Annotated in this window: 19 protein-coding genes; 8 read left to right on the top strand and 11 right to left on the bottom strand. The window is 54.4% G+C overall.

Annotated elements, in window-relative coordinates; translation table 11 throughout:
- Positions 1-42: 42 nt before the first annotated feature.
- From LX66_RS15605 to LX66_RS15585, 5 genes are all read right to left on the bottom strand, one after another.
- Positions 43-1,047: a 4-hydroxyproline epimerase gene (locus tag LX66_RS15605; protein WP_145715105.1), complete on the bottom strand. Its 1,005-nt coding sequence runs from the start codon at positions 1,045-1,047 to the stop codon at positions 43-45.
- A gap of 290 nt (positions 1,048-1,337) precedes the next feature.
- A complete protein-coding gene (locus LX66_RS15600; protein ID WP_145715103.1) occupies positions 1,338-3,512 on the bottom strand; it encodes a DUF6055 domain-containing protein in 2,175 nt (724 codons plus the stop codon).
- 140 nt (positions 3,513-3,652) lie between these two features.
- The gene (locus tag LX66_RS15595; RefSeq protein WP_145715101.1) at positions 3,653-5,113 is read right to left on the bottom strand and encodes an APC family permease; all 1,461 of its coding nucleotides are present in this window, start codon (positions 5,111-5,113) and stop codon (positions 3,653-3,655) included.
- 83 nt (positions 5,114-5,196) lie between these two features.
- A complete protein-coding gene (locus LX66_RS15590; protein WP_244620416.1) occupies positions 5,197-6,651 on the bottom strand; it encodes an aldehyde dehydrogenase (NADP(+)) in 1,455 nt (484 codons plus the stop codon).
- A gap of 99 nt (positions 6,652-6,750) precedes the next feature.
- Positions 6,751-7,689: a dihydrodipicolinate synthase family protein gene (locus tag LX66_RS15585; protein WP_145715099.1), complete on the bottom strand. Its 939-nt coding sequence runs from the start codon at positions 7,687-7,689 to the stop codon at positions 6,751-6,753.
- A 177-nt stretch (positions 7,690-7,866) separates the two neighbouring features.
- Here LX66_RS15585 and LX66_RS15580 point away from each other — a divergent pair, with 177 nt between their 5' ends.
- The gene (locus tag LX66_RS15580; RefSeq protein ID WP_145715097.1) at positions 7,867-8,748 is read left to right on the top strand and encodes an AraC family transcriptional regulator; all 882 of its coding nucleotides are present in this window, start codon (positions 7,867-7,869) and stop codon (positions 8,746-8,748) included.
- 7 nt (positions 8,749-8,755) lie between these two features.
- On the opposite strand, the gene LX66_RS15575 is transcribed toward LX66_RS15580, so the two are convergent.
- Both LX66_RS15575 and mnmD read right to left on the bottom strand, forming a co-directional pair.
- Positions 8,756-10,633 carry a mucoidy inhibitor MuiA family protein gene (locus LX66_RS15575; RefSeq protein WP_145715095.1) on the bottom strand — a complete coding sequence of 626 codons (1,878 nt, stop codon included), beginning with the start codon at positions 10,631-10,633 and terminating at the stop codon, positions 8,756-8,758.
- A 50-nt stretch (positions 10,634-10,683) separates the two neighbouring features.
- The gene (mnmD, locus tag LX66_RS15570) at positions 10,684-11,400 is read right to left on the bottom strand and encodes a tRNA (5-methylaminomethyl-2-thiouridine)(34)-methyltransferase MnmD (RefSeq protein ID WP_244620415.1); all 717 of its coding nucleotides are present in this window, start codon (positions 11,398-11,400) and stop codon (positions 10,684-10,686) included.
- Between the two features lie 251 nt (positions 11,401-11,651).
- On the opposite strand from mnmD, the gene LX66_RS15565 reads away from it, so the two are divergent.
- On the top strand, positions 11,652-12,275 hold the full coding sequence (locus LX66_RS15565) for a hypothetical protein (protein WP_145715093.1): 624 nt from the start codon (positions 11,652-11,654) through the stop codon (positions 12,273-12,275).
- An 84-nt stretch (positions 12,276-12,359) separates the two neighbouring features.
- On the opposite strand, the gene LX66_RS15560 is transcribed toward LX66_RS15565, so the two are convergent.
- The gene (locus LX66_RS15560) at positions 12,360-13,295 is read right to left on the bottom strand and encodes an EamA family transporter (RefSeq protein WP_145715091.1); all 936 of its coding nucleotides are present in this window, start codon (positions 13,293-13,295) and stop codon (positions 12,360-12,362) included.
- 120 nt (positions 13,296-13,415) lie between these two features.
- Between LX66_RS15560 and LX66_RS15555 the strand changes: the two genes are divergently transcribed.
- The 6 genes from LX66_RS15555 to LX66_RS15530 all read left to right on the top strand — a co-directional run bounded on the left by LX66_RS15555 (position 13,416) and on the right by LX66_RS15530 (position 17,694).
- Positions 13,416-14,048 carry a CGNR zinc finger domain-containing protein gene (locus LX66_RS15555; RefSeq protein ID WP_145715089.1) on the top strand — a complete coding sequence of 211 codons (633 nt, stop codon included), beginning with the start codon at positions 13,416-13,418 and terminating at the stop codon, positions 14,046-14,048.
- Positions 14,049-14,128: 80 nt separating this feature from the next.
- Positions 14,129-14,773, top strand: a complete 645-nt coding sequence (locus tag LX66_RS15550) for a Crp/Fnr family transcriptional regulator (RefSeq protein ID WP_145715087.1) — start codon at positions 14,129-14,131, stop codon at positions 14,771-14,773.
- Positions 14,774-14,949: 176 nt separating this feature from the next.
- Positions 14,950-16,365, top strand: coding sequence for an MBL fold metallo-hydrolase (locus tag LX66_RS15545; RefSeq protein ID WP_145715085.1), 1,416 nt, complete (start codon positions 14,950-14,952; stop codon positions 16,363-16,365).
- 24 nt (positions 16,366-16,389) lie between these two features.
- A complete protein-coding gene (locus LX66_RS15540; protein ID WP_145715083.1) occupies positions 16,390-16,593 on the top strand; it encodes a hypothetical protein in 204 nt (67 codons plus the stop codon).
- The gene (locus LX66_RS15535) at positions 16,503-17,177 is read left to right on the top strand and encodes a YeeE/YedE family protein (protein WP_407643591.1); all 675 of its coding nucleotides are present in this window, start codon (positions 16,503-16,505) and stop codon (positions 17,175-17,177) included. Before LX66_RS15540 ends, LX66_RS15535 begins: the two co-directional genes overlap by 91 nt.
- Before the next feature lie 4 nt (positions 17,178-17,181).
- Entirely contained in the window at positions 17,182-17,694 is a 513-nt protein-coding gene (locus LX66_RS15530; RefSeq protein WP_145715079.1) for a DUF6691 family protein, read from the top strand.
- A gap of 97 nt (positions 17,695-17,791) precedes the next feature.
- On the opposite strand, the gene LX66_RS15525 is transcribed toward LX66_RS15530, so the two are convergent.
- The 3 genes from LX66_RS15525 to LX66_RS15515 all read right to left on the bottom strand — a co-directional run bounded on the left by LX66_RS15525 (position 17,792) and on the right by LX66_RS15515 (position 21,465).
- Positions 17,792-18,007, bottom strand: a complete 216-nt coding sequence (locus LX66_RS15525; RefSeq protein WP_145715077.1) for a hypothetical protein — start codon at positions 18,005-18,007, stop codon at positions 17,792-17,794.
- 106 nt (positions 18,008-18,113) lie between these two features.
- Entirely contained in the window at positions 18,114-20,297 is a 2,184-nt protein-coding gene (locus tag LX66_RS15520; protein ID WP_145715075.1) for a peptidase domain-containing ABC transporter, read from the bottom strand.
- Between the two features lie 13 nt (positions 20,298-20,310).
- The gene (locus LX66_RS15515) at positions 20,311-21,465 is read right to left on the bottom strand and encodes an HlyD family secretion protein (protein ID WP_145715073.1); all 1,155 of its coding nucleotides are present in this window, start codon (positions 21,463-21,465) and stop codon (positions 20,311-20,313) included.
- Between the last annotated feature and the right edge of the window lie 5 nt (positions 21,466-21,470).

Here is a 21,470-nt window from a genome sequence, read left to right as displayed (position 1 = left end):
CTGCCCATTTTGGAATTTGGGATTTGGAATTTGGGTTTTCATCTAAATTACCTGCAACCCATATGCATACGGATCATCTTCCGGATCAATGGTAATGGTATTGTATCCATATATCCTGGCCCAACCTTCAATACTGGGCCGGATGGCGGGCCTGCCGCCTACGGAGGTCTCCTCTTCTATACGGCCGGTGAACCTGGAACCGATAATGCTTTCGTGAATGAACTCGTCTCCTTTTTTCAATTGGCCTTTCGTGTACCACTGCGCCATGCGGGCGGAGGTGCCGGTACCGCAGGGAGAGCGGTCGATGGCCTTGTCACCGTAGAAAACGGCATTGCGGGCAGTGGAGCTGCTGTCCAGCACCGCGCCGGTCCACAGGATGTGGGAGCAGCCATTGATATGCGGGTTGTCCGGGTGTACGAAGGTGTGCTTTTCATTAATGCGCCGGCGCATTTCCCTGGCCCATTCAATCAGTTGGGAAGCGGAATAGTGCTCCAGCCCCCTGAAATTTTCCTGCACATCCACAATGGCGTAAAAGTTGCCGCCGTAGGATACGTCCACTTTCAGCAGGCCCAACTCCGGGCATTCTACTTCCAGGGCCGTAGCGGCCAGGTAAGCCGGCACATTGGTGAGCTTTACGCTTTTTACCTTGTTGCCTTCCTGTACATAGGTAACAATGACCAGGCCGGCCGGTGTTTCCATTCTTACCACGCCCGGCGTTTTGGGCGTGATCAGCCCTTCCTCCACGGCTATGGTAATGGTGCCGATGGTGCCATGCCCGCACATGGGCAGGCAACCGCTGGTTTCGATGAACAGCACCGCTACATCGTTGGCAGGATCATGCGGCGGGTACAGGATACTGCCGCTCATCATGTCGTGGCCGCGCGGCTCGAACATCAGTCCTTTCCTGATCCAGTCAAATTCGCGCAGGAAGTGATTGCGCTTTTCGCTCATATTGCTGCCTTGCAGCACCGGTCCCCCGCCGGCTACCAGTCTTACGGGATTACCACAGGTATGTGCGTCGATACAAAAAAAAGTCTTCTTTCCCACTGTCGCTTGTTAGAATTAGCATGAACGCCGTTGCCGGCTTTTAACAAAAATATCCAGAAGCATTGAACGTACCGTTACAGGTATTGATCAAAGGTTTGCAAAAATTAACATAAATCCCGGGATTTTGGGTGGAAATGGGATTAAAGAATGTAAAAGGGAAAATTTCAAATGTAAAAGGGGAAAAGGGAGAAGGGAAAAGGGAGAAGGGAGAAGGGGTGCGGGTCTGTTTCTCCTTTCGCAGCTTTCTCCTTTCTCCCTTTTCCCTTTTCCCCTTTTACATTCTCCAGCGCCTATTTCGTGACGATCATTTTCCTGGTATACACCTGCTGCCTGCCCACGGCCCTGATATAGCAGGGGCCTGCTTCCAGTTGCAGGGCGGCCGCGTCCAGGCTGATGGTACGCTCCTGCTGCAGGTGCCGGCTGTACACCTGGCGGCCCTGGTTGTCATAAATGGTAAGCACTACTGCTTCCTCCCTGGAAAAACCCGGTAAGGACACGTAGAACACGGAGCGAACAGGGTTCGGGTACAGCAGCATGCCGCTGTTTGCAGGATTGCCGGCGGCTTCCAGCTTTACCAACGGGAATGCTGCCGGGCAGCTCACCGTGCCGGAGAAGGCCATCTGCGCATCGGTGAATGGCGTATAGGCGGCGTTCACATCCGTATTGGAAGCATCGCCGGCGCCTTTGCCGTCGCAGTTGGAGCGGCCGTTGTTCGGGTGCGGCACCTGCAGGTACACGCCCGGGGTGCTGCAACTGCTGATCTCCGCGTCGCCGCCTACTGTAACGGTACTGCCGAAAGTAACGCCCCATTCCAGCGCATCGCCTTTGATCACAGCGGAACCGGACACGTTGCAATTGCTCAGTACCGCGTTCTCCGTTACCTGTGCGCTGCCGGAGTAAGTGCCGCCCCATACGGATGCATTACCGCCGATCACCACGTTCTGCTGCACGGTAGCGTTCTCCACCCAGGCATGTCCTTCAATACGGGCATTGCCGGAAACATTGGAGCTGCCCAGCACAATAGCGGAAGGCCCCACATAAGCGGTAGCCGCCACCGTAGCACTGTTGGCCACCCAGCCGCCGCCGTTGGCATGCGTATGCCCGTTGGTTTTGTACATGGACCGGAAGCCGGGCTGGTAGCCTTCCGGTACGGCATTGCCAATACGCAGCTCATAAGGGTAACGTTTGATCTTCGGCCAGCCGGGCTCCCATACATAGGAAGTGTGCGTGGTGGGCGCGCCGGTCACTACAAAATACAACGCGGCTTCATCTGCATTCAACTGGAAGCTCACCTGGCTGTCGTTCGCGGAATAAGTAGCGCTGTAGCGGGACACCGTACCATCGGCCCTGACGGCTACAAAGCCGTAGCGCCAGCCCGCGCTGCCGTTCACTTCCGTATGACCCTTGAACTTTACCACTACCTGCCCGCTGCTGCAGGTAGGATACAGGGGAATGATGTTATACCCGTAGTCCTGCGGGGCAAAGGCATCGGGCACTATATAGCGTCCGGTAGCGGCGTTGACCTGTTTCAGCACCGTAAACCGGCGCCAAAGGTAATGCGGTTCCTGCACCCGGATGCGGTTATGCTCCGCCCGCATGATGGCACCAAAGCCGTTGGCCGCATAGTCATAGGTCACTTCCCGTTTGGCGTAGTCATACATGAAATTATTGAGCTGGCTTTGGTTCCAGCCTTTGAGCCGGCGGTACGTAATCACCGGGTGCTCATTGGCCAACGATTCCTTCCACAAACGGTTCACCATAGTAAAGCCGTCCGTGTCCTCAATGCGGTACAGCCATTTGAAGGTGCCGTAGTGGTGACGGGTAGAGCTGAGGTGGAACATCTGCGTGCCCCACCAGCGGGGCAGGTCGTCACCGGCAAAGCGGGGGTACATCTGGGTGCGCATGTAGTTGGCATGGGCTTCCCAGAAAAAGCCGGCCGGCTCCCAGCCTACGTAGCCGCCGCCCACATTATTTTCCTGTATGCTGATCATGCCCTGCAGGGAATGTGTAAGCTCGTGGCTCAGCACGGCCCCGTCGCGGGTGGAATTGGGATGCACCCACATGGCGCCGATGGTATTGCCATAGGTGCCTCCAAAGGCCCAGCCGGAAGGGCCGCCGCTGCCCCAGGTGTCGTTCATGACGATGATGATCTTGTACTGGCCCAGGTTGGTGCCGGGCGCATCGGAGCAGAAGTGCAGTTCCGTCACGAATTTCGTATAGATCTTCTCCAGGGTGTCGCAAATGGCCTGGGGATTGAAGCGGAGATTGGGATCAGCGTAATTGGCAGGGTCTGTTCCCACTACGTTGCCCCAGAACACCACAAAATTGGCGGACTGGTAGGACTTGCTCCAGGACCAGGTATTCAGGGGACTGGTACTGAACTCTGCGGGAATGAACACGTTTTTTTGTGCAAGGAGGTAGCCCGACAATACGAGCGATGCCAGGGTAAGTAGCATTGTTTTCATAAGATGTGCGTTTAAAGGTTTTCAATGAGGGAATGAGCGGGGGCAATTAGTAATTAACTGTTAACAGTACACTTAAAATTAAGAGACACGGAAAGATAGGGGCACATCAATTTTACCTGCTTGCTACCGGATTTTAACCGCTACTTCATATCGTCTTCTGCAGGCTCGGGAACAGCAGGGGCTTGCTGCTGCGCAACTGCAGTGCGCTGCCGGCCCCACACCAGGTAATACACGGGGATGCCCAGCAGTACAAGGCCCAGGCCGGGCCAGGTGAACATGGGTTTGTAGGCCAGCAATGCCAGGCAGATGGTGGTGGCGGCGATAATATAGCACAAAGGCAATACGGGATAGCCGAAGGCTTTATAAGGCCTCGGCATTTGGGGGCGCGTTTTGCGCAGGCGGAATATACCCGTGATAGTGAGTATGTAGAAGATAAGCACCACGAAGATCACATAGTCCAGCAACTGCCCGTATTTGCCACTCAGGCAAAGCAGGCTGGCCCAGATACATTGCAGCCACAGGGCTTTGGCGGGCACGGCGTTCTTGTTGAGCACCGCCAGTTGTTTGAAGAACAGGCCATCGTTTGCCATGGTATAGTATACCCTTGCGCCGGCCAGGATCAGGCCGTTGTTACAGCCGAAAGTGGATACCATGATGAGGGCGGCGATAATATAGGTGCCCATGCTGCCGAAGATATGCACGGAGGCCGCCACCCCTACCCGGTCGCTTTCCGCGAATGCAATTTCCTGCAGGGGCATTACGCCCAGGAACATCAGGTTGGTGGATACATAAATGACCGTTACCAGCAAAGTGCCCAGGAAAAGGCTGAGGCCAATATTCCTTTCCGGCCGTTTGATCTCGCCGGCAATGAAGGTCACATTATGCCAGGAGTCGCTGCTGAACAGGGTGCCCACCATACTGCCGGCTACGGCTCCCAGCGCCGCCAGCCCTGCATAAGGCAGCAGCCCGCCGGGCTCCAGCCGCTGCAAGGTAAAGGCAGACTGCCAGTTGGCCTGCCACACGTCCTTACGGGCGGCCAGCAGCAGCCCGAAGATGATCAGGCCAAACAGCGCAGCGATCTTGGTGAGCGTAAAGGTGGTCTGTATCAACTTACCTTCTTTTACGCCCAGCGTATTGATATAGGTGAGCAGCACCACCACGCATATGGCAGTGAGCTGCGCAGCCGTTACCTTCATAAATCCCAGGTCCGCAATAATGTTCTGCTCTCCCAATGCGGGAAATATGTAGGCGGTGAACTTGGCAAAAGCCACGCCCACCGCCGCAATGGTGCCCGTTTGTATTACAGTGAAAAAACTCCAGCCATACAGGAAACCCAGCAAAGGGTTAAAGGCTTCTTTCAGGTACACGTACTGCCCTCCTGCCCTGGGGAACATGGCGCTCAGCTCTCCATAGCTGAGCGCTGCAATAAGGGTCAATACACCCGCCAACACCCACACCAGCACCAGCCAGCCTGCGGAGCTTACATTGCGCACAATGTCCGCGCTTACGATAAAAATGCCGGAACCGATCATGGAGCCGGCCACGATCATGGTGGCGTCCAGCAGGCCGAAGGAGCGCTTGAAAGTCTGAGGTGTTGACATGTGTTCTTTTTAATAGTGTTGAGAAGTAAGAAGCAGGAAGTATGGTACCCACCTCTTACTTCTTATCTCAAACTTCCTACATCTTACTTCCTATATTCGTTATCTACCAGTCGCCAGATCCCCAGGGGATTATCCTGTTTCAATGCGTCCGGCAGCATATTGTCTGCAAAGCCCTGGAAACATACCGGCCGCACCCAGCGTTTAATAGCGCTGGTGCCTACGGAGGTAAAACGCGCATCCGTAGTGGCCGGGTAAGGACCGCCATGCACCATGGCAGCACATACTTCCACGCCGGTGGGCGGCGCATTCAGGATCACGCGGCCGGCCAGGGTGGTTTGCAGCTCCACCACATCCATATAAGCTGCAATGTCCGCTTCCGTGCCCGCCACGGTAGTGGTCAACTGGCCTTTCAGGCTTTTGAGCACTGTTTTCAGCTCCTCCTTGTCCCCGCAAACGATCAGCAGGGAAGACGGGCCGAACACTTCCTCCTGCAGCAGGTGATTAGCCAGGAAGTCCTTTGCATCCACGCGGGCCAGCACCGGGTGCGCTTCCAGCTCCGCAGGCGCGGCAGCCCCCTGGTTTACCACGGCCACGCCCTGCTGCGACAGCAACTGGCTGCGGCCTTTCTCATACGCTTCGTGAATGCCGGCATGCAGCATTTTCTGCGGCGCGCACTGTGCAATGGCTTCGCCCAGCAACTGTGCGAAATGGTCCAGCGCCGCGCTGCGGATGCCCAGCAGCAGGCCGGGATTGGTGCAGAACTGGCCCATGCCCAGCGTTACTGAGCCGCCGAAGGTCTGCGCCAGCGATGCCGCATTCTTCTCTAATGTATCCGGCAGGAATACCACCGGGTTTACGCTGCTCATTTCAGCGAAAACAGGGATCGGGTTCTCTCTTTGATTGGCATAGCCGAGCAATGCCCTGCCGCCCTGGAATGAACCGGTAAAGCCCACCCCCGTGGTTAGGGGATGCATGACCAGCTCTTTTCCTATGGTATTGCCGGGCTGCGCCACGTGCTGTACGGTGTGCGCCGGCATATTGGTTTTTCGGATGGCGGCTTCTATCGCGCCAAACACCTGCAAGGATGTTTCCGCATGTGCGGGATGCCCCTTTATTACTGCCGTAGCACCGGCAGCCAGCACGCTGGCGGTATCGCCGCCTGCGGTGGAAAAAGCAAAAGGAAAATTGCTGGCGCCAAACACCACTACCGGGCCTACCGGCATCAGCATTTTCCGGATATCCGGCCGGGGCGGCGTACTGGCGGGATTGGCGCTGTCTATCACGGCCTCCACCCAGCTACCTTCCCGGATCAGGCGGGCAAACAGCTTCAGTTGGTTGGTGGTCCTGGTCAGCTCCCCGTTCAGGCGGGCAGGCGGCAGGTTCGTTTCCCGGCCGGCAATAACTACCAGGGATTCCCGCAGGGTTTCCAGCTCATCAGCGATGGTTTCCAGGAAAACCGCGCGCCCGGCGGCCGGCACTTTCTTATACTGTTCAAATGCGGCAGCCGACTGCTGCATTACGGTATCAACGTTTATCATGGGTTAATTTTTTAAGAATGTAAAATATAAAATGTTAAATGTAAAATGTAAAAGTTGGTGGGATATAACTTTTACATTTTACATTTAGTATTTAGCATTTTACATTCCCGCTTTCTCCAGCTTACCCGCAGCCAGGTAGTCCGGCAGCTCTGGCCGGTTGGCCAGCGCCGTGTCAATAACAGACAGGATGCGCTCGCGCTCCGCTCCTTCCAGGGTAAGCCGGGGCGCTCTTACATATTCGCTGCCCAGCCCGGCGCGTGTTTCCGCCAGCTTGATATATTGCACCAGCTTGGGATGCAGGTCCAGCTCCAGCAGGGGCAGGAACCAGCGGTAAATGGCCAGGGCCTCTTTCATGCGGCCTGCTTTTACCAGCCGGTAAATAGCTACTGTTTCCGCCGGGAAAGCGCATACCAGCCCCCCTACCCAACCGGTGGCGCCCAGCACCATTTCCTCCAGGGCCAGGGTATCCACGCCGCACAGTATTTTGAAGCGATCGCCAAAGCGGTTGATCATCCGGGTCACATTGGACACGTCGCGGGTAGATTCCTTTACCGCCTGCACATTGTCATAGGCAGCCAGCTCCTCGAAAATATCCAGGGTCACCTCTACCTTGTAGTCTACCGGGTTATTGTAGATCATCACCGGCAGGTCCGTGGAAGCGGCCACGGCTTTGAAATAGGCGGCTGTTTCGCGCTCGTCGCTTTTATACCGCATGGGCGGCAGCACCATCAATCCTTTGGCGCCCCAGGCTTTTGCCAGCGCCGCCTGTTTGATGGCTTCCTGTGTGGCGCCCTCGGCAATATTCAGCACTACGGGTATTTTGCCTGCCACCTGTTCCACGGTATGTTTTACCAGTGCTTCTTTTTCAGCATTGGTCAGCGTGCTGGCCTCTCCCAGGGAACCACCCAGGATAATGCCGTCTATACCGGCATCCAACTGCGCCTGTAAATTCTTATCAAACAGCGGAAGGTCCAATTCTTCATTGGGGGTGAACTTGGTGGTGATTGCAGGAAATATCCCTTTCCATTCGATTGACATATAACACAAATTTTTTTCAAAAATATCTTAAACGGCACAGGGGCACATGCCTGATTGTAATCAATTATTACCTTATATTAACCTGTTTTTGCAAAGGATGGGGTAAAATTTGTAATATTGGTGCAGTAGGATGTATCCTACATCATATTTCTTACATCTTACTTCTTATTTCATACTATGAAGGTACTACAGTTCACGATTCCTGTGCCATTGGATAAATCCATCATCGTTCAGAAAGATGTGCTTCCTTACTTTTACCAGCATCTGCACCGGCACCAGGAGATACAGCTTACCTGGATACAGAAGGGTGACGGCACCCTGGTAGCAGATAATAACATGCACGCTTTCCGCTCCAACGAGATCTACTGGCTGGGGGCCAACCAACCGCATATTTTCAAAAGCGATCCGTCTTACTTTTCACTCAAAAGCAAGAAGAAGATCGTGGCCTGGATGTTCTTCTTCAACCCGGACGGGCAGCTATCCGCATTCTTCAACCTGCCGGAGCTGAAGCTGCTGAAGAACTTTGTACAGCAGCACCAGTGCGGATTCAAGCTGCCGCCGCAATATGTAACGGAAGTGTCCGGCAAAATGATGCGCATTGCGCAAAGCAGCGGGGCAGACCAACTCCTGCATTTTGTGCACCTGCTAAAGCTGCTCAGCAGCTACCAGGGCCTGATCCCGCTGAGCGCGGGCAATCAGACGCCCAGGTTCAGCGAGCACGAAGGCATCCGCATCGGCAATATCTACAATTACATTATGCAGCAATACGACAAGCCCATCACCCTGGAAGACGCGGCCCGGCAGGCGCACATGACGCCCCAGGCCTTTTGCCGGTTCTTCAAGAAACACACGCTGCATACTTTTGTATCCTTCCTGAACGAAGTGCGCATTAACGAGGCCTGTAAAAAACTGACAGATGGCACCTATGATAATATAGCCACCGTGGCGTACACCTGCGGCTTCAACAGCATCACCAATTTTAACCGGGTATTCAAAAGCGTTACCGGCCAGTCGCCCAGCGACTATGTGAACAGTTACTTCCAGAGCGTGGAGCACTGATCCTGCATCAGTCAATATTCACGATAGCTGTTTTGGGAAAAGAGACGCTGTACTTCAACTGCTGCTGCTGCTCTGTTCCCGGCGCCAGGGTCATCTTCCAGGTAAGCAGGTTGGAAGGCTCATCCAGCACAGCATCGCTGTAGCTAACGCCTGATAAGGTTATGTCCGTATTGCCGGGAATAGGCAACTGGTCCTGCAGGATCACCTGCACCGGCACCGGTTTGTTATTCCTAATGCCTAGCTGCCAGGAGCGTGACATGGTAATGTTGCGGCCGATAAAGCGCTTGCGGCTGTAATCTTTTTCCAGCGTACGGGATACCACTACCCCTTTATCGCGCCCCAGTGACACCAGCAGGGTATCGCTGGAAGATTGCAGGTCCAGCAGGGATTTGCCCAGGTAGGTATCTTCGTAATAAATACTGGCTTCTCCTTCCAGCAGGTTCAGCGATTCCCAGCCCGTAATACCCGCTACGAGGAACGCTGCCTTATCCAGTTTAGGCACGGCATAATATTCATAGCTGGCAGGCACTTCCAGCTCCTTCACCCCTACCGTGTACGGCTTGCCGTCCGGCTCAATGGTATATGGGATGGGAATATCATAGTAGAAGGTAGTGGCAACATATGCTTCGGTTACGCCGGATATAACACTGGAGGACTCCTTGCGTACCACGCGTTTTTCCTGTTGTACAGATACGCCCGTTACCTTGCCTTGCAATGCATAGCCTGTTACCACCACTTCTTCCAGCGCCCTTGTGTCCGCCTGCATGGTCACCTGCATAAACCCGCTACGCGCCGGCAGCTCCAGCCGCTGGTAGCCGACGGATGAAAATTGCAGCGTCTGTTCCCCTCCTGGTGACTGCAGGCTGAAATAGCCCTTATCATCGGTAGTAGTACCTAATGTTTTGCCTTTTACCTGCACCGTGGCGTAGGGAAGCGGGTTGCCATCATGGTCCAGCACCCGGCCCTTTATCTCGTTATTGCCCAGTGAGCGCTGCAACTGCCGTACCCGGTTCATCTCCTCGTAGCTGCGGTAGGTGCGCAGGTACCAGGGATGCAGCACGGGTTTTACATTATTATCGGCCGGGTTGCCGGTGCTCAGTTGCAGCTTTACCTGCTTCCATACTTCACCGCACTGCTGGAATACTTTCGCTTTAAATGTAATGTCCAGCGGGTGTGTAATATCTTTTACGCGGATATCATAGGCAGGCAGCCAGCCGGCATGCTTTACCAGGTAGCTGACGGTGAATTTGCCGCTAACGCTGCTTTTGGACAGTACGTCCAGGATAATATCGCTGGTAGGTGTTTCCTTTTGCTGGCGCAGCACCAGCAACTGGCTGGCATTTTTTTTCAGTTCGATTTCCAGCGTGTGTACCTGCTGTTTAATGAGGAGCTGCTTTTCCAGCACTTCTGCCAGGCGCTGGCGATGCAGGTCCAGCACCTCTTTCAGCGCGGCGGCTGTCACGCCGTTATTGTCGCCCCCGATATCCTGGTTCTTCGTCAGCAGGGCTTCTTCCTGGGTGTATACCTGCAGGTGGTTCTTTTCACGGTCCAGTTGCGCCTGCAGTGCTTCCCGCTGCTTTTCCAACCGGACGATCTCCTCCCGCTGCGATTGTTCCCGGATAAAATCAGGCTGGTGCGCGATGGACATTAAGGTGGCATCGGCAGGCACCTTTACCTGTATGCTCTTCTCATCAATATCAGGCGATATGCCGGAAAAAACGACCCGGTTGTTGCCCGGCGTTAAAGTATACGGCATGCTGCGGGTCACCTGCGCGCCCTGCAGGAACACAACCACCTGGTCAATGGCTCCGCTGTTTTTTGAAGACGTTTGCGCCTGCACATTTTGCAGCAGCAAAAGAAACGGGAGAAAAAGGGTGTATCGCATAGGTAATTTTTTGGTAAAGGGATATGGGATAAATATACTGATTACAGTAATTAAACCTCTTTCCCGGCCCGGATTATTTCCCGCTTACCAGGTGGGCCGGGCAGTTTTTCTACTTTAAAACCGGCTGCCTGCATGGCCCTCCGCACGGCTCCTTTACTGCAATAAGTAACCAGCACGCCACCGGTATCCAGGCGCGCGAATAATTGCTCAAATACCTCCTGTGACCAAAGCTCCGGCTGCGCTACCGGGTCAAAGGCATCAAAATAAACCAGGTGGAAGGGCGGCGGCAGTGACTGAGCCAGGTACTGCTGCAGGGAGGACTGTCTTTTACAGAGCGTAAAGCCGGGAGACAGCGCTACCGGCTGCTCCCAGGGCGCGGCATGCAGCGCCTGCAGGCTGCCGGCGGACGGGCTGTTATTTAACATTTCATTATAGTTCAGGGCCTGCGCCTCTGCTGCGGACAAGGGATATGGCTCCACCGCCTCATAATACACCGCTTGCGGCCCGGCCTCCTGCAGGGTAAGCAGGGCGTTCAGCCCGGTACCCAGTCCCGCTTCAAAGATGCGCAGCACGGGATGGCGCCCCAGCAAAGGCCGCAGCCCCGCCGCTATGAACACGTGCAGGCTTTCCTGCAGCGCGCCGCGCGTACTGTGATAGGTTACTCCCATACCCGGGACGGCAATGGTATGCGACCCGTCTGCCGTAAGCTGAATGTGCCGGTCCATGCCGCAAATATAGGGGCCCCGGCTGATCCAACGTGCTGCCATACACTGATAAAAACGTGTGGACTTAGTCAACAGATCACACTTTCTGTTGGGTGCTGCGTCTACAAAATAGGTTTGTTAAAAAAATGGCGCCCGGAACAGGCGTCCCCTGAAATGCCCTGTATTTGCGGGGATCGCAGCGTTTTAACAATTCTTTTTCAATTTCCGCAGGGTTTTTGCACTTCTGGTAACTGAATTAAAAAAATATGGTTCACACTTTAAAACTTATCAGTTAACCATAAAATTGAAAGACTATGAGAAAACAAATGTTGAGATTCGGACTTTTAGCAGGCGTAGGTGCACTGCTGCTCACACAGGTAAATGCGAACGGTGCAACAAACAACTATGGCGACACTGCATCCGTTGCTACTGACACTGCCTTTCTGAAAGGAGACACCGCTTTTCTGAAAGATACTGCGGCTTTTGCAGTAGACACCGCCTTTGCAGTTGATACTGCCGCTTTCGCTGCAGACACGGCTGCATTTGCCGTTGACACCGCCTTTGCAAAAGATACGGCTGCTTTTGCACTGGACACCGCTGCTGCTCCTGACACTGCATTCTTCAAGGACACCGCTTCCTTTGCAATGGATACTGCCTTTAATTTCAAAAAGGATACTGCCTTTGCAAAAGACACCGCATTTTCCTTCAGGATGGACACCGCAGCCATGCGTGACACCGCTTTTGTAAGGGACACCGCTTCCTTTGTAAGGGACACCGCCTTTTCAAAAGACACTACTGTAATGCGCGACACAGCCGTTATCCGCGACACTACAGTTACCCGCCAGGTAGACACTACCGGCACCAAGAAAGCTAAACACAAAAACAAAGGGGTGAAGGATGCCGACAAACCAAAGAAAGACACCACTCAGCAACAGTAAGTAACCTATAGACGGTACCTGTAGCCAAAGTGTAAAAGGTATTTTCCTCCGGAAAGGCAGTGCATAGACACTGCCTTTTATTTTTTATACGGCTTTCATCAACTTATAGTTGGGCACATTGGTAAACAGTACGCCCAGCAGTATGACCAGCAGGGCCAGTACCTGCAGCAAAGAAATGTGCTCACCGGCAAAGGCCCATCCCATCAATACTGCCACCACCGGGTTTACATAGGTATGCGTGCTGACCAGGGCCGGCGGGCGGATGGTGATCAGCCAGGTGAATGCCATATAAGCTACCAGCGATCCCATCACCACCAGGTACAGGAAACCGCCCCAGGCGGCTGCCGGCACCTGTGCAAAGGAAAAGCGTCCCCACTCACCGGTGGCTGCGGCAGTTAATGCGCTGAAAAGGCCCGCAGCCAATAGCTGCAGGCCGGTTGTCAGGGTATTAGAATGGCTGTGATCCAGCTTGTTACGGGCATATAAAGAGCCTACCACCCACAGGATGGCCCCCAGCAGCAGCACCCCGTTGCCGGTCAGCACCATGGTAGTATCCATGGATACCTCCGGGCGCTGCTCCCCGGTGTAATGAAAGAACAGCACGATACCGGCAAACCCAATGAGCAGCCCCAGCAACACCCACTTATTGGAGAAATAGCTGCTCCATTGCTTCTTATCCAGCAGCACAAAAAAGAAAGGCTCTGTGGCCATGATAATGGCGGCGTATCCCGAATTGACATATTGCTCCGCCCAGGAAACCAGGCCGGTGCCGCCCACCAGCATCAGTATGCCGCTTACCGCACTGTTGCCGATAGTACCGCGCCCCGGCAGCTTTTCCCCACGGGCCAGGCACCAGGCCAGCAGCAGCAAGCCGGCCACTACGCATCTCATGGCAGTCAGCACAAACGGCGGGAAGCCCTGCAGCCCTACGGCGATCGCCAGGTAAGTAGTGCCCCATACAATGTAAATGGCCAGGAAAGCCAGCACTACCAGCCACCGTGGAGGATTATTGGATGTCATATATACGAAAGTTATATTACCGGCAAAAGAACTTTTGCTGGTGTAAACCTACAAAACTTTTTATTACCAGCAAAAATGATTTTACCGGTGAAAATTTCCATAACTTTACAGCGGTAAATTATGAGCAAAGAGAGAAATATCACTACCCTGCCGCTGGATGGCGGCGCCCTCTGTTTTGATTTCATCAATACCGTTCATGCCTGGCGGGGCGTTAACCTGCACGAATACCTGGGCGACTATGGCAGCCTGGTACAATGGTGCGCCAAAGTCGGCATCCTTTCCACCAAACAAAGAAAACTATTGCAGCAGCATGCGGCCAGCCATCCGGGAGAAGCCGCCAAGGCGCTGGAAAAAATAAAACAGGTGCGGGCTGTATTGTATCATTGTTTTGCCGCCGTGGCAGCCGGCCGGCCGCAGCAGCTTTCCGAAACGCTGCTGCAGCAATTCAACGCGGCAATCACTAAAGGACTATCGCACATCCGGTTTGCGGCAAAAGGGACCACCCTGGAACAGGGCTGGAGCCATGCGCCCACCGACCTGCTGGCGCCTTTATGGATCGTCATGAAATCGGCCTATGATATACTGGCGCAGGAAGACTCCGTGCGGATCAAGGAATGCCCGGCCTGCGGCTGGATCTTCCTGGACCAGACCAAAAACAACAAACGGCGCTGGTGCAACCCCGTTTCCTGCGGCAGCATTGAAAAGTCGAAGAAGTATTACCAGAAGAAAAAGCGGGAGATGGAGGGGGCCTAGCGGGGGGAGAATATTTAAAAACCGTAACTTTTATCACGCACGCCGTCGCTCCTTTATACTACCTTGCATACTTTACGCAGATGAAAGCATTGATCCAACAACATTTTCCTTCCTTTGAGCCGGCCCTGGTGGAAGAGCTGGCCAGCGCAGGGCAGTTGCGGCAGTTTCCCGCAGGAGAGATCCTGATGAAAACGGGACAGTATTTCCGCTCTACCATGCTCATCGTAGAAGGGCTGGTGAAAGTGTACCGGGAAGACGAGGAGGGCAACGAATTCTTCATGTACCACCTGCAACCCGGCCAGGCATGCGCCCTGTCCATGATATGCGCTGTAAAGCATGAAGCCAGTGAGATCATGGCCAAAACCGTGGCGGACACCACCGTTATCAGCATTCCGCTGGAACACATGGATGCCTGGATGACCCGGTATAAAAGCTGGTATTACTTTGTGCTGGAGTCTTACCGGAACCGGCTGGAAGAAATGCTGCTCACCATCGACCAGATCGCGTTCCGCAACATGGACGAACGCATTGTTTTTTACCTGAAACAACACCAGCAAACCCTGCAGACCAACAAGATCCCTATTTCCTTCACCCAGATAGCCCAGGAGCTGAACTCCTCCCGGGAAGTGATCTCCCGGCTGATGAAAAAGCTGTCCGATAAAGGACTGGTCCGGCTGCATAAGCAATACATCGAGATCGTTGACCTGGACAAGCTGCTGACGTAACCCATATCACGCCTGAAGCCGGACCGGCGGCTTCCGGATCATCACGGTCAAATCCCTGATCGGTTTTACAGTTTCCCTATCGGTCCGGGAAATGCTTTGGCGCATGACTTTAGTCACGTTCTGAGCCGCTTGCCGGCGCTAACTTTGTAGCATACAAACTACAAAAACACATCACCATGAAAATAGAACAGATATATACCGGTTGCCTGGCACAGGGCGCCTACTATATTGAGAGCGAAGGCGAAGCCGCGGTCATTGATCCGCTCCGCGAGGTGCAGCCCTACGTTACGCGGGCTGAAAGGAACAATGCGCAGATAAAATATGTTTTTGAAACGCACTTCCATGCCGATTTTGTTTCCGGTCACCTGGACCTGGCGCAAAAAACAGGCGCGGAGATCGTATACGGTCCGGGTGCGCAACCTTCCTTTGCGGCACATATTGCCAGGGACGGTGAAGTGTTCCGGATCGGCAAGGCCGGCATCCAGGTGCTGCATACACCCGGGCATACGCTGGAAAGCGCCTGCTACCTGCTGCTGGATGAAAACGGCAAGGCCACCGCGCTGTTCTCCGGCGATACCCTCTTTATCGAGGACGTAGGCCGCCCGGACCTGGCGCAAAAGGCTGCGCATATGACGCAGGAAGAACTGGCCGGCCTGCTGTACGACTCACTGCGCAGCAAGATCATGCCGCTGGCGGATGACATCATCGTATACCCCGCTCATGGCGCCGGCAGCGCCTGCGGAAAGAACATGAGCACCGCCACCTCCGATACGCTGGGGCACCAGAAGGCCAGCAACTACGCGCTCCGCGCCGATATGAGCAGGGCGGAATTCATACAGGAGGTAACTACCGGCCTGATGCCGCCCCCGGCTTATTTCCCGTTAAACGTAATGTTGAACAGGGAAGGTTATGAGAGCATTGACAAGGTGCTGGCAAGAGGCCGGCAGGCTCTCAGTCCCGCTGCTTTTGAAGCAGCCGCCAACGAGACCAATGCGCTGATACTGGATACCCGCGACCCGCAGACCTTTGCGGCAGGATTTATTCCCAATGCCATCAACATTGGTATTGACGGGAACTTTGCACCCTGGATCGGTGCGCTGGTACCGGACATCCGCCAGCCCATCCTCATTATTGCCGATGAAGGACGGGAAGAAGAAGTGATCACCCGGCTGGCCCGGGTAGGCTACGACCACACCCTGGGTTACCTGGCAGGTGGTTTTGCAGCCTGGAAAAAAGAAGGCCGGGAAACGGACCACATCCCCGTGGTAAGCGCCTTTGAGCTGGCCCGCCTAACGGCGAAGCAAACAGTGCACCTGCTGGATGTGCGCAAGCAGAGCGAGTACGGCAGCGAGCATGTGATAGACGCGGAGAACGTACCCCTGGACTATATTAATGACAGCATGCCGCAACTGGACAAGGATACCACTTACTACGTGCACTGCGCCGGCGGCTACCGCTCCATGATCTTTAACTCCATCCTGCGGGCCAGGGGCTACCGCCACCTGGTGGACGTCAGCGGCGGGTTCAAGGCTATCAAAGACAGCGGGCTGTTCTCCATCAGCGACTACGTTTGCCCTACAACGTTATTATAAATGACCTGATATTATTCTTATTTTATGATCACACAAAAAGACACAAAAGGCACCCGTACCTTTATATGGATCACACGGCTGGTGCGCTGGGGCATGGGCATTGCCATTATATGGGCGGGCGGCGGATTTGAAGGCGCATGGCCGGCGCTGGTTTTTGGCGGGGCGCTGATCATTACCGGCTTTTTCCGCCCAAGGGGCTGCCTGGGCGAAAGCTGCAACATACGATAACCATAAAAAAGACATACAGCATGATTGAAATACTAAAGCAACCCTGGCCCTGGTACGTAGCAGGCCCGCTGATCGGGCTGATAGTGCCTGCGCTGCTGTTGCTGGGCAACAAACACTTCGGTTTATCCGCCAATTTCCGGCATGCGTGCGCGGCATGCCTGCCGGCTAAAATACCCTTCTTTCAATACGACTGGAAAAAGGAACGCTGGAACTTCTTCTTTGCGGCCGGCATTATCGGCGGCGCCCTGCTGGCATCCCAGTGGCTGGGCAATCCCGCTCCGATAGCGGTGCATCCGGCCCTGGCGGAGGAACTGGGGCAATATGGCATCCGCAACTACAGCCATATCGTGCCGCAGGACATCTTTACCTTTTCCTCCCTGCTCAGCCTGCGCGGACTGGTGATCATGACAGGTGGCGGGTTCCTGGTGGGCTTCGGCTCCCGGTATGCCGGCGGCTGCACTTCCGGGCACGCCATCATGGGCTTGTCCAGCCTGCAATGGCCTTCGCTGGTGGCTACCTGCTGTTTCATGGCGGGCGGTTTCCTGATGGCGAATGTATTACTTCCCTTTATCCTTCAATTGTAAAGCTATGCCAGATGTACAAACAACAACAACGATAAAAAATACGGACTTCGAAGTGCGGTCGCTGGACAGCATCTGTGTCAATGAATCCGGGCTGCAGCACCCGTGGTGGTACCTGCTTAAATACACGGCGGCAGGCATGGTCCTGGGCATTGTATTTGTAAAAGCGGAGATCATCTCCTGGTTCCGCATACAGGAAATGTTCCGGCTGCAAAGCTTTCATATGTACGGGGTGATCGGTTCGGCCATTGCGGTGAGCGCGCTTTCCATATGGCTGATCAAGCGGTTCAATATCCGCACCGTTTACGGGGAAAAGATCGATTTCCATCAAAAGAAATTCAATAAGGGCCAGATCATAGGAGGGCTTATTTTCGGGTTAGGATGGGCGCTTACCGGGGCCTGCCCGGGGCCGCTGTTCGCGGAGATCGGCACCGGTGTTTTTACAGCGGTGGTCATGATCGCCAGTGCGATAGCAGGCACCTGGATCTACGGCGCGCTGCGCGACAAACTACCACACTGATCTTAATATACGCTGAACGCTTAACGCTTAAGGCTAAACGCAATCTACGTTCAGCGTTCGGCATTAAGCATTCAGCGTTTTGCCTTTTTCGTCCGGCTTACCTGCCGGGAGGCGTTCCTACAATGGCCTTTATCAGGTTGGGCAGGAAAGGTACACCGGGTGCAATCACTTCCACCAGGTCCAGTACGGCGCCCCACAGAGCCCACCAAACGCCGTCAATGATGCCACCGCCATTGGCCGCTTTCATTTCCTGGCTGTTCATTTCCGTCAGACCATAGTCTGACAACTGCATTTGATCAAGGTTTGTTTTCATAGTAGATATGTGTTTGGTTAAAAAAGCATGGTTTGATGCTACACATGCGGGTAACAAAGGTTTTTCAATAAGGTTTTTCAACAGGTTTCTCAACAAGGTTTCCGGTTCAGACGGAGAGCATTCCCTGGTGGTGGCTCCATAGCTTTGCGTATACCGTATTCCGGGCCAGCAACTGGGCATGGGTGCCCTCTTCGGCCAGCGCGCCGTCCTGCAGTACTACGATCTTATCTGCATTCACCACCGTGCTTAAACGGTGGGCAATTACAATAATGGTTTTACCGGCATCCCGCAGCTCCTGCATGACGTTTTGCACATACAGGTCGGATACCGGGTCCAGTGAGGAAGTGGCTTCATCCAGTATCAGTATCTCCGGGTCGCGGTACAGCGCACGGGCAATGGCAATGCGCTGACGCTGCCCGCCGGAAAGGTTCACGCCATGCTCGCCCAGCAGGGTGTTAAAGCCGTCCGGCAGTTTTTCAATAAATTCCAGGATACCCAGTTGCTGGGCGATGGTCAGCACTTTCTGCATATCGGGCTCAAACTCCCCTACTGCAATATTGTCCGCCACGGTGCCGGCAAACAGGTCTATCTGCTGCGGCACTACGCTTACCTGCCGGCGCAGGCTTTCATGCTGTATATAGCGGATATCCGTATTGCCGATGGCAATGGTACCTTCCTTCAGCGGGTAGATATTCTGCAGCAGCGACATCAGGGTGGACTTGCCGGAGCCGCTCTCCCCTACGATGGCGGAAATGCGGCCCTTCATCAGCAGCAGGTTGAATTGCCGGAACACTTCCACACGGGTGCCATAGCTGAAGGATACATTGCTGAAAACAATATCCCCTATCATGTTAGGCTGCAGCACTACTTTCTGGGTGGACTCTTCCTGCTCCAGGTCCATGATCTCGAAGAGGCGGTCCGCAGCTATCAGCGCGTCCTGCATGCTTTTGTTGGCGCCGATCAGGCTCATGGCCGGCCCGGTAAAATATCCCACCAGCGCGTAAAAGGACAGCAGCTCCCCGGGGCTCAGCTCCCGGTCTATCACAAAGATGGAGCCTATCCACAGCATCACGATCACAAAAGCGCTGGTCATTACATTGGCGGCGCTGCCGATGTACAGGTTACTGATGGTGGAACGGTAAATGGTCTGCAGCAGGCGGATGAAGCGGTTCTCCGTTTTCATGTTGGAATAATCCTCCAGCCCGAACCGCTTGATGGTGGACACGGAGTTGAGGGACTCCACCAACTGGCTGCCCAGCTCCGCATTATCTTCCATCAGCTTGCGCTGTAATCTTTTATTGATCCGGTTGCTGAGCTGGTAAATGACGAGGTATACCGGGATGATGCACAGCATGATCAGGGCCAGCTTCCAGTAATAGGTGAACATAAGTGCAAAGGAGAAGACCACGATAAAGACGTTCACCACCAGGGTGAGCGCCACGTCGTTGATGAACACCCGTATCTTCACGGCATCGTTGATACGGGACGTGATCTCGCCCACGCGCATGGTATCGAAGAACTGCTGCGGCAGTTTAAGCAGGTGCTTGTAGTACCCGAGTATCAACTGCGCATCCAGTTGCTGCCCGGTCTTTATGGCGAATATGCTTTTGAGGTTGCCTACAAAAAGCTGCAGCACCAGTATCAGCAGCATGATCACGCCGAGGAGGTTCAGCAGGTTGCGGTTGCCCTCCACCAGCACATTGTCCACTATCTTCTGCACATAAATGGAAGTGGAAAGCCCCAGTACCGTATAAACAATGGCTCCGAACAATGATTGCGTAAGCACCGTGCGGTGCGGGCGCAGCAGGTACCAGAAACGCTGCATGTGGCCTACCTTCTCATTACCGGGCTTAAAGTTCTCTTCGGGCAGCAGCAGCACCAGCACGTTGGTCCACACTTTTTTAAACTCTTCGTGGGTTTGGCGGTGAAATTCTCCATCCATGGGATCCATGATCACCACGTGCTTGCTGGTGACCTGGTAGATCACCACGAAATGCTGCAGAACACCTTTGATCACTACATGCGCAATGACGGGCTTGGGCACGTTGGCCAGGGCTTCCAGCGGGCCTTTTACGCCCTTTGCCTGGAAGCCGAGCTTTTGCGCGGCTTCTATCATGCCCAGCACATTGGTGCCTTTCCGGTCTGTACCGGCATACTGCCGGATACGGGCTACCGGCAACTGCAAATTATAGTAGGCAGCCACAGACGCCAGGCAGGCAGCTCCGCAATCGCTGATATCGCGCTGCTTTACCCTGGCGCTACGTTTTAAATTTGCAGATTGGTTCGTCATATCTTACGATGCCTCAGGTTTTCGCCATGCTTTTCCGGTTAGGGTTCATCCAGTCATCCGCCTTGTCATACAGCAACTGGAAAAGGGTGCGTTTGGTCAGTATAAAGCGGGCCTGCAGGGTCATCCCCTTTTTCAGGCTGCCTTTGATGCCTTTACGGGTATGCACCTCCGTGCTGGCAAAACGGCACTTCACCCTGAACACGGGCTGGTCGTTCATTAATATAAAGTCGTTGTCAACAGACTGCACTACGCCGTCTATCATACCCCATTCATTATAGTTAAATGCGTCTACCTGGAAGCGCACCGGCATGCCGGTTTCCAGGTAGCCGATATCCTTGGGAGATACATAGCATTCCGCCACCAGGTTGGAGTCCGGGGAGATAATGCCCAGCAGCTCCCCTGCCTGCAGGTAGCCGCCGGCGTACTTGCCGGTAAACTGCTGCAGGGTGCCGCTTACCGGCGCCTTGATCACATTCCACTGCTTTTCCTGCTGCAGTTGCCGGGTATCGGCCTGCAGGCGGGTGCTTTCTTCGCGGAGGCGGCTCAGCTCCTCCTGCCAGGCGCTGCGCTGCTGCTGTACGCTGCTCTGGTACGCGGCCTGGGCTTTCACATATTCATATTGGCGGTCGTTATATTCCTTTTTGGCGATGACCTTTTCGGTATACAGTTTTTCATACATCACCATATCGGCTTTCAGCTTGTTTACCGTGGCCAGTTGTTCGTTCATGGCGGCCTGGAAGCGCTGGTACTGCTGCTGGTACAGGGGCGACTGCAGCCCCCCGCCGCCGCCGGCCGCCAGAATGGTGAGGTCGTGCATATATTTTTCCCGCTGGTCCAGCTCCCAGGAGTTCTGTTCCAGCTTGCTGTTGCTGATCACCTGCTGCAGGCGCAGTATTTCCTGGCCTTTTTGCACTTTGGCCCCGTCTGTCACCAGCACTTCGGCAATGGTGCCGGCCACCAGGTTGCGCAGCTCATGTTTTTCAGTAACAGGGCGTACCAGCCCGGCCGATTTTACCGAAACATCTACTTTAATAAAGGGTAATGCCGCCAGCGCCAGGATGACGGCCAGCAGTACAGTAATATAGATCACCTGCGTCCTTACCTTTACCCTGGGCAGCCAGGTATAGGCAGAATGCTGCATGACCTCTATGGGAAACAATTGTGGCATGGCAG

Source organism: Chitinophaga japonensis, assembly GCF_007830125.1.
Classification (GTDB): domain Bacteria; phylum Bacteroidota; class Bacteroidia; order Chitinophagales; family Chitinophagaceae; genus Chitinophaga; species Chitinophaga japonensis.
This window is presented reverse-complemented; position numbering and strand designations above follow the sequence as displayed.

Bases quoted from the DNA above. Each gene is read 5' to 3' on its own strand.
- mnmD (WP_244620415.1), bottom strand. From the start codon at position 11,400: ATGGCAGCACGTTGGATCAGCCGGGGCCCCTATATTTGCGGCATGGAC.
- LX66_RS15580 (WP_145715097.1), top strand. From the start codon at position 7,867: ATGAAGGTACTACAGTTCACGATTCCTGTGCCATTGGATAAATCCATC.
- LX66_RS15585 (WP_145715099.1), bottom strand. From the start codon at position 7,689: ATGTCAATCGAATGGAAAGGGATATTTCCTGCAATCACCACCAAGTTC.
- LX66_RS15530 (WP_145715079.1), top strand. From the start codon at position 17,182: ATGCCAGATGTACAAACAACAACAACGATAAAAAATACGGACTTCGAA.
- LX66_RS15540 (WP_145715083.1), top strand. From the start codon at position 16,390: ATGATCACACAAAAAGACACAAAAGGCACCCGTACCTTTATATGGATC.
- LX66_RS15535 (WP_407643591.1), top strand. From the start codon at position 16,503: ATGGCCGGCGCTGGTTTTTGGCGGGGCGCTGATCATTACCGGCTTTTT.
- LX66_RS15515 (WP_145715073.1), bottom strand. From the start codon at position 21,465: ATGCCACAATTGTTTCCCATAGAGGTCATGCAGCATTCTGCCTATACC.
- LX66_RS15560 (WP_145715091.1), bottom strand. From the start codon at position 13,295: ATGACATCCAATAATCCTCCACGGTGGCTGGTAGTGCTGGCTTTCCTG.
- LX66_RS15525 (WP_145715077.1), bottom strand. From the start codon at position 18,007: ATGAAAACAAACCTTGATCAAATGCAGTTGTCAGACTATGGTCTGACG.
- LX66_RS15555 (WP_145715089.1), top strand. From the start codon at position 13,416: ATGAGCAAAGAGAGAAATATCACTACCCTGCCGCTGGATGGCGGCGCC.
- LX66_RS15600 (WP_145715103.1), bottom strand. From the start codon at position 3,512: ATGAAAACAATGCTACTTACCCTGGCATCGCTCGTATTGTCGGGCTAC.
- LX66_RS15590 (WP_244620416.1), bottom strand. From the start codon at position 6,651: ATGATAAACGTTGATACCGTAATGCAGCAGTCGGCTGCCGCATTTGAA.
- LX66_RS15520 (WP_145715075.1), bottom strand. From the start codon at position 20,297: ATGACGAACCAATCTGCAAATTTAAAACGTAGCGCCAGGGTAAAGCAG.
- LX66_RS15545 (WP_145715085.1), top strand. From the start codon at position 14,950: ATGAAAATAGAACAGATATATACCGGTTGCCTGGCACAGGGCGCCTAC.
- LX66_RS15565 (WP_145715093.1), top strand. From the start codon at position 11,652: ATGAGAAAACAAATGTTGAGATTCGGACTTTTAGCAGGCGTAGGTGCA.
- LX66_RS15550 (WP_145715087.1), top strand. From the start codon at position 14,129: ATGAAAGCATTGATCCAACAACATTTTCCTTCCTTTGAGCCGGCCCTG.
- LX66_RS15595 (WP_145715101.1), bottom strand. From the start codon at position 5,113: ATGTCAACACCTCAGACTTTCAAGCGCTCCTTCGGCCTGCTGGACGCC.
- LX66_RS15575 (WP_145715095.1), bottom strand. From the start codon at position 10,633: ATGCGATACACCCTTTTTCTCCCGTTTCTTTTGCTGCTGCAAAATGTG.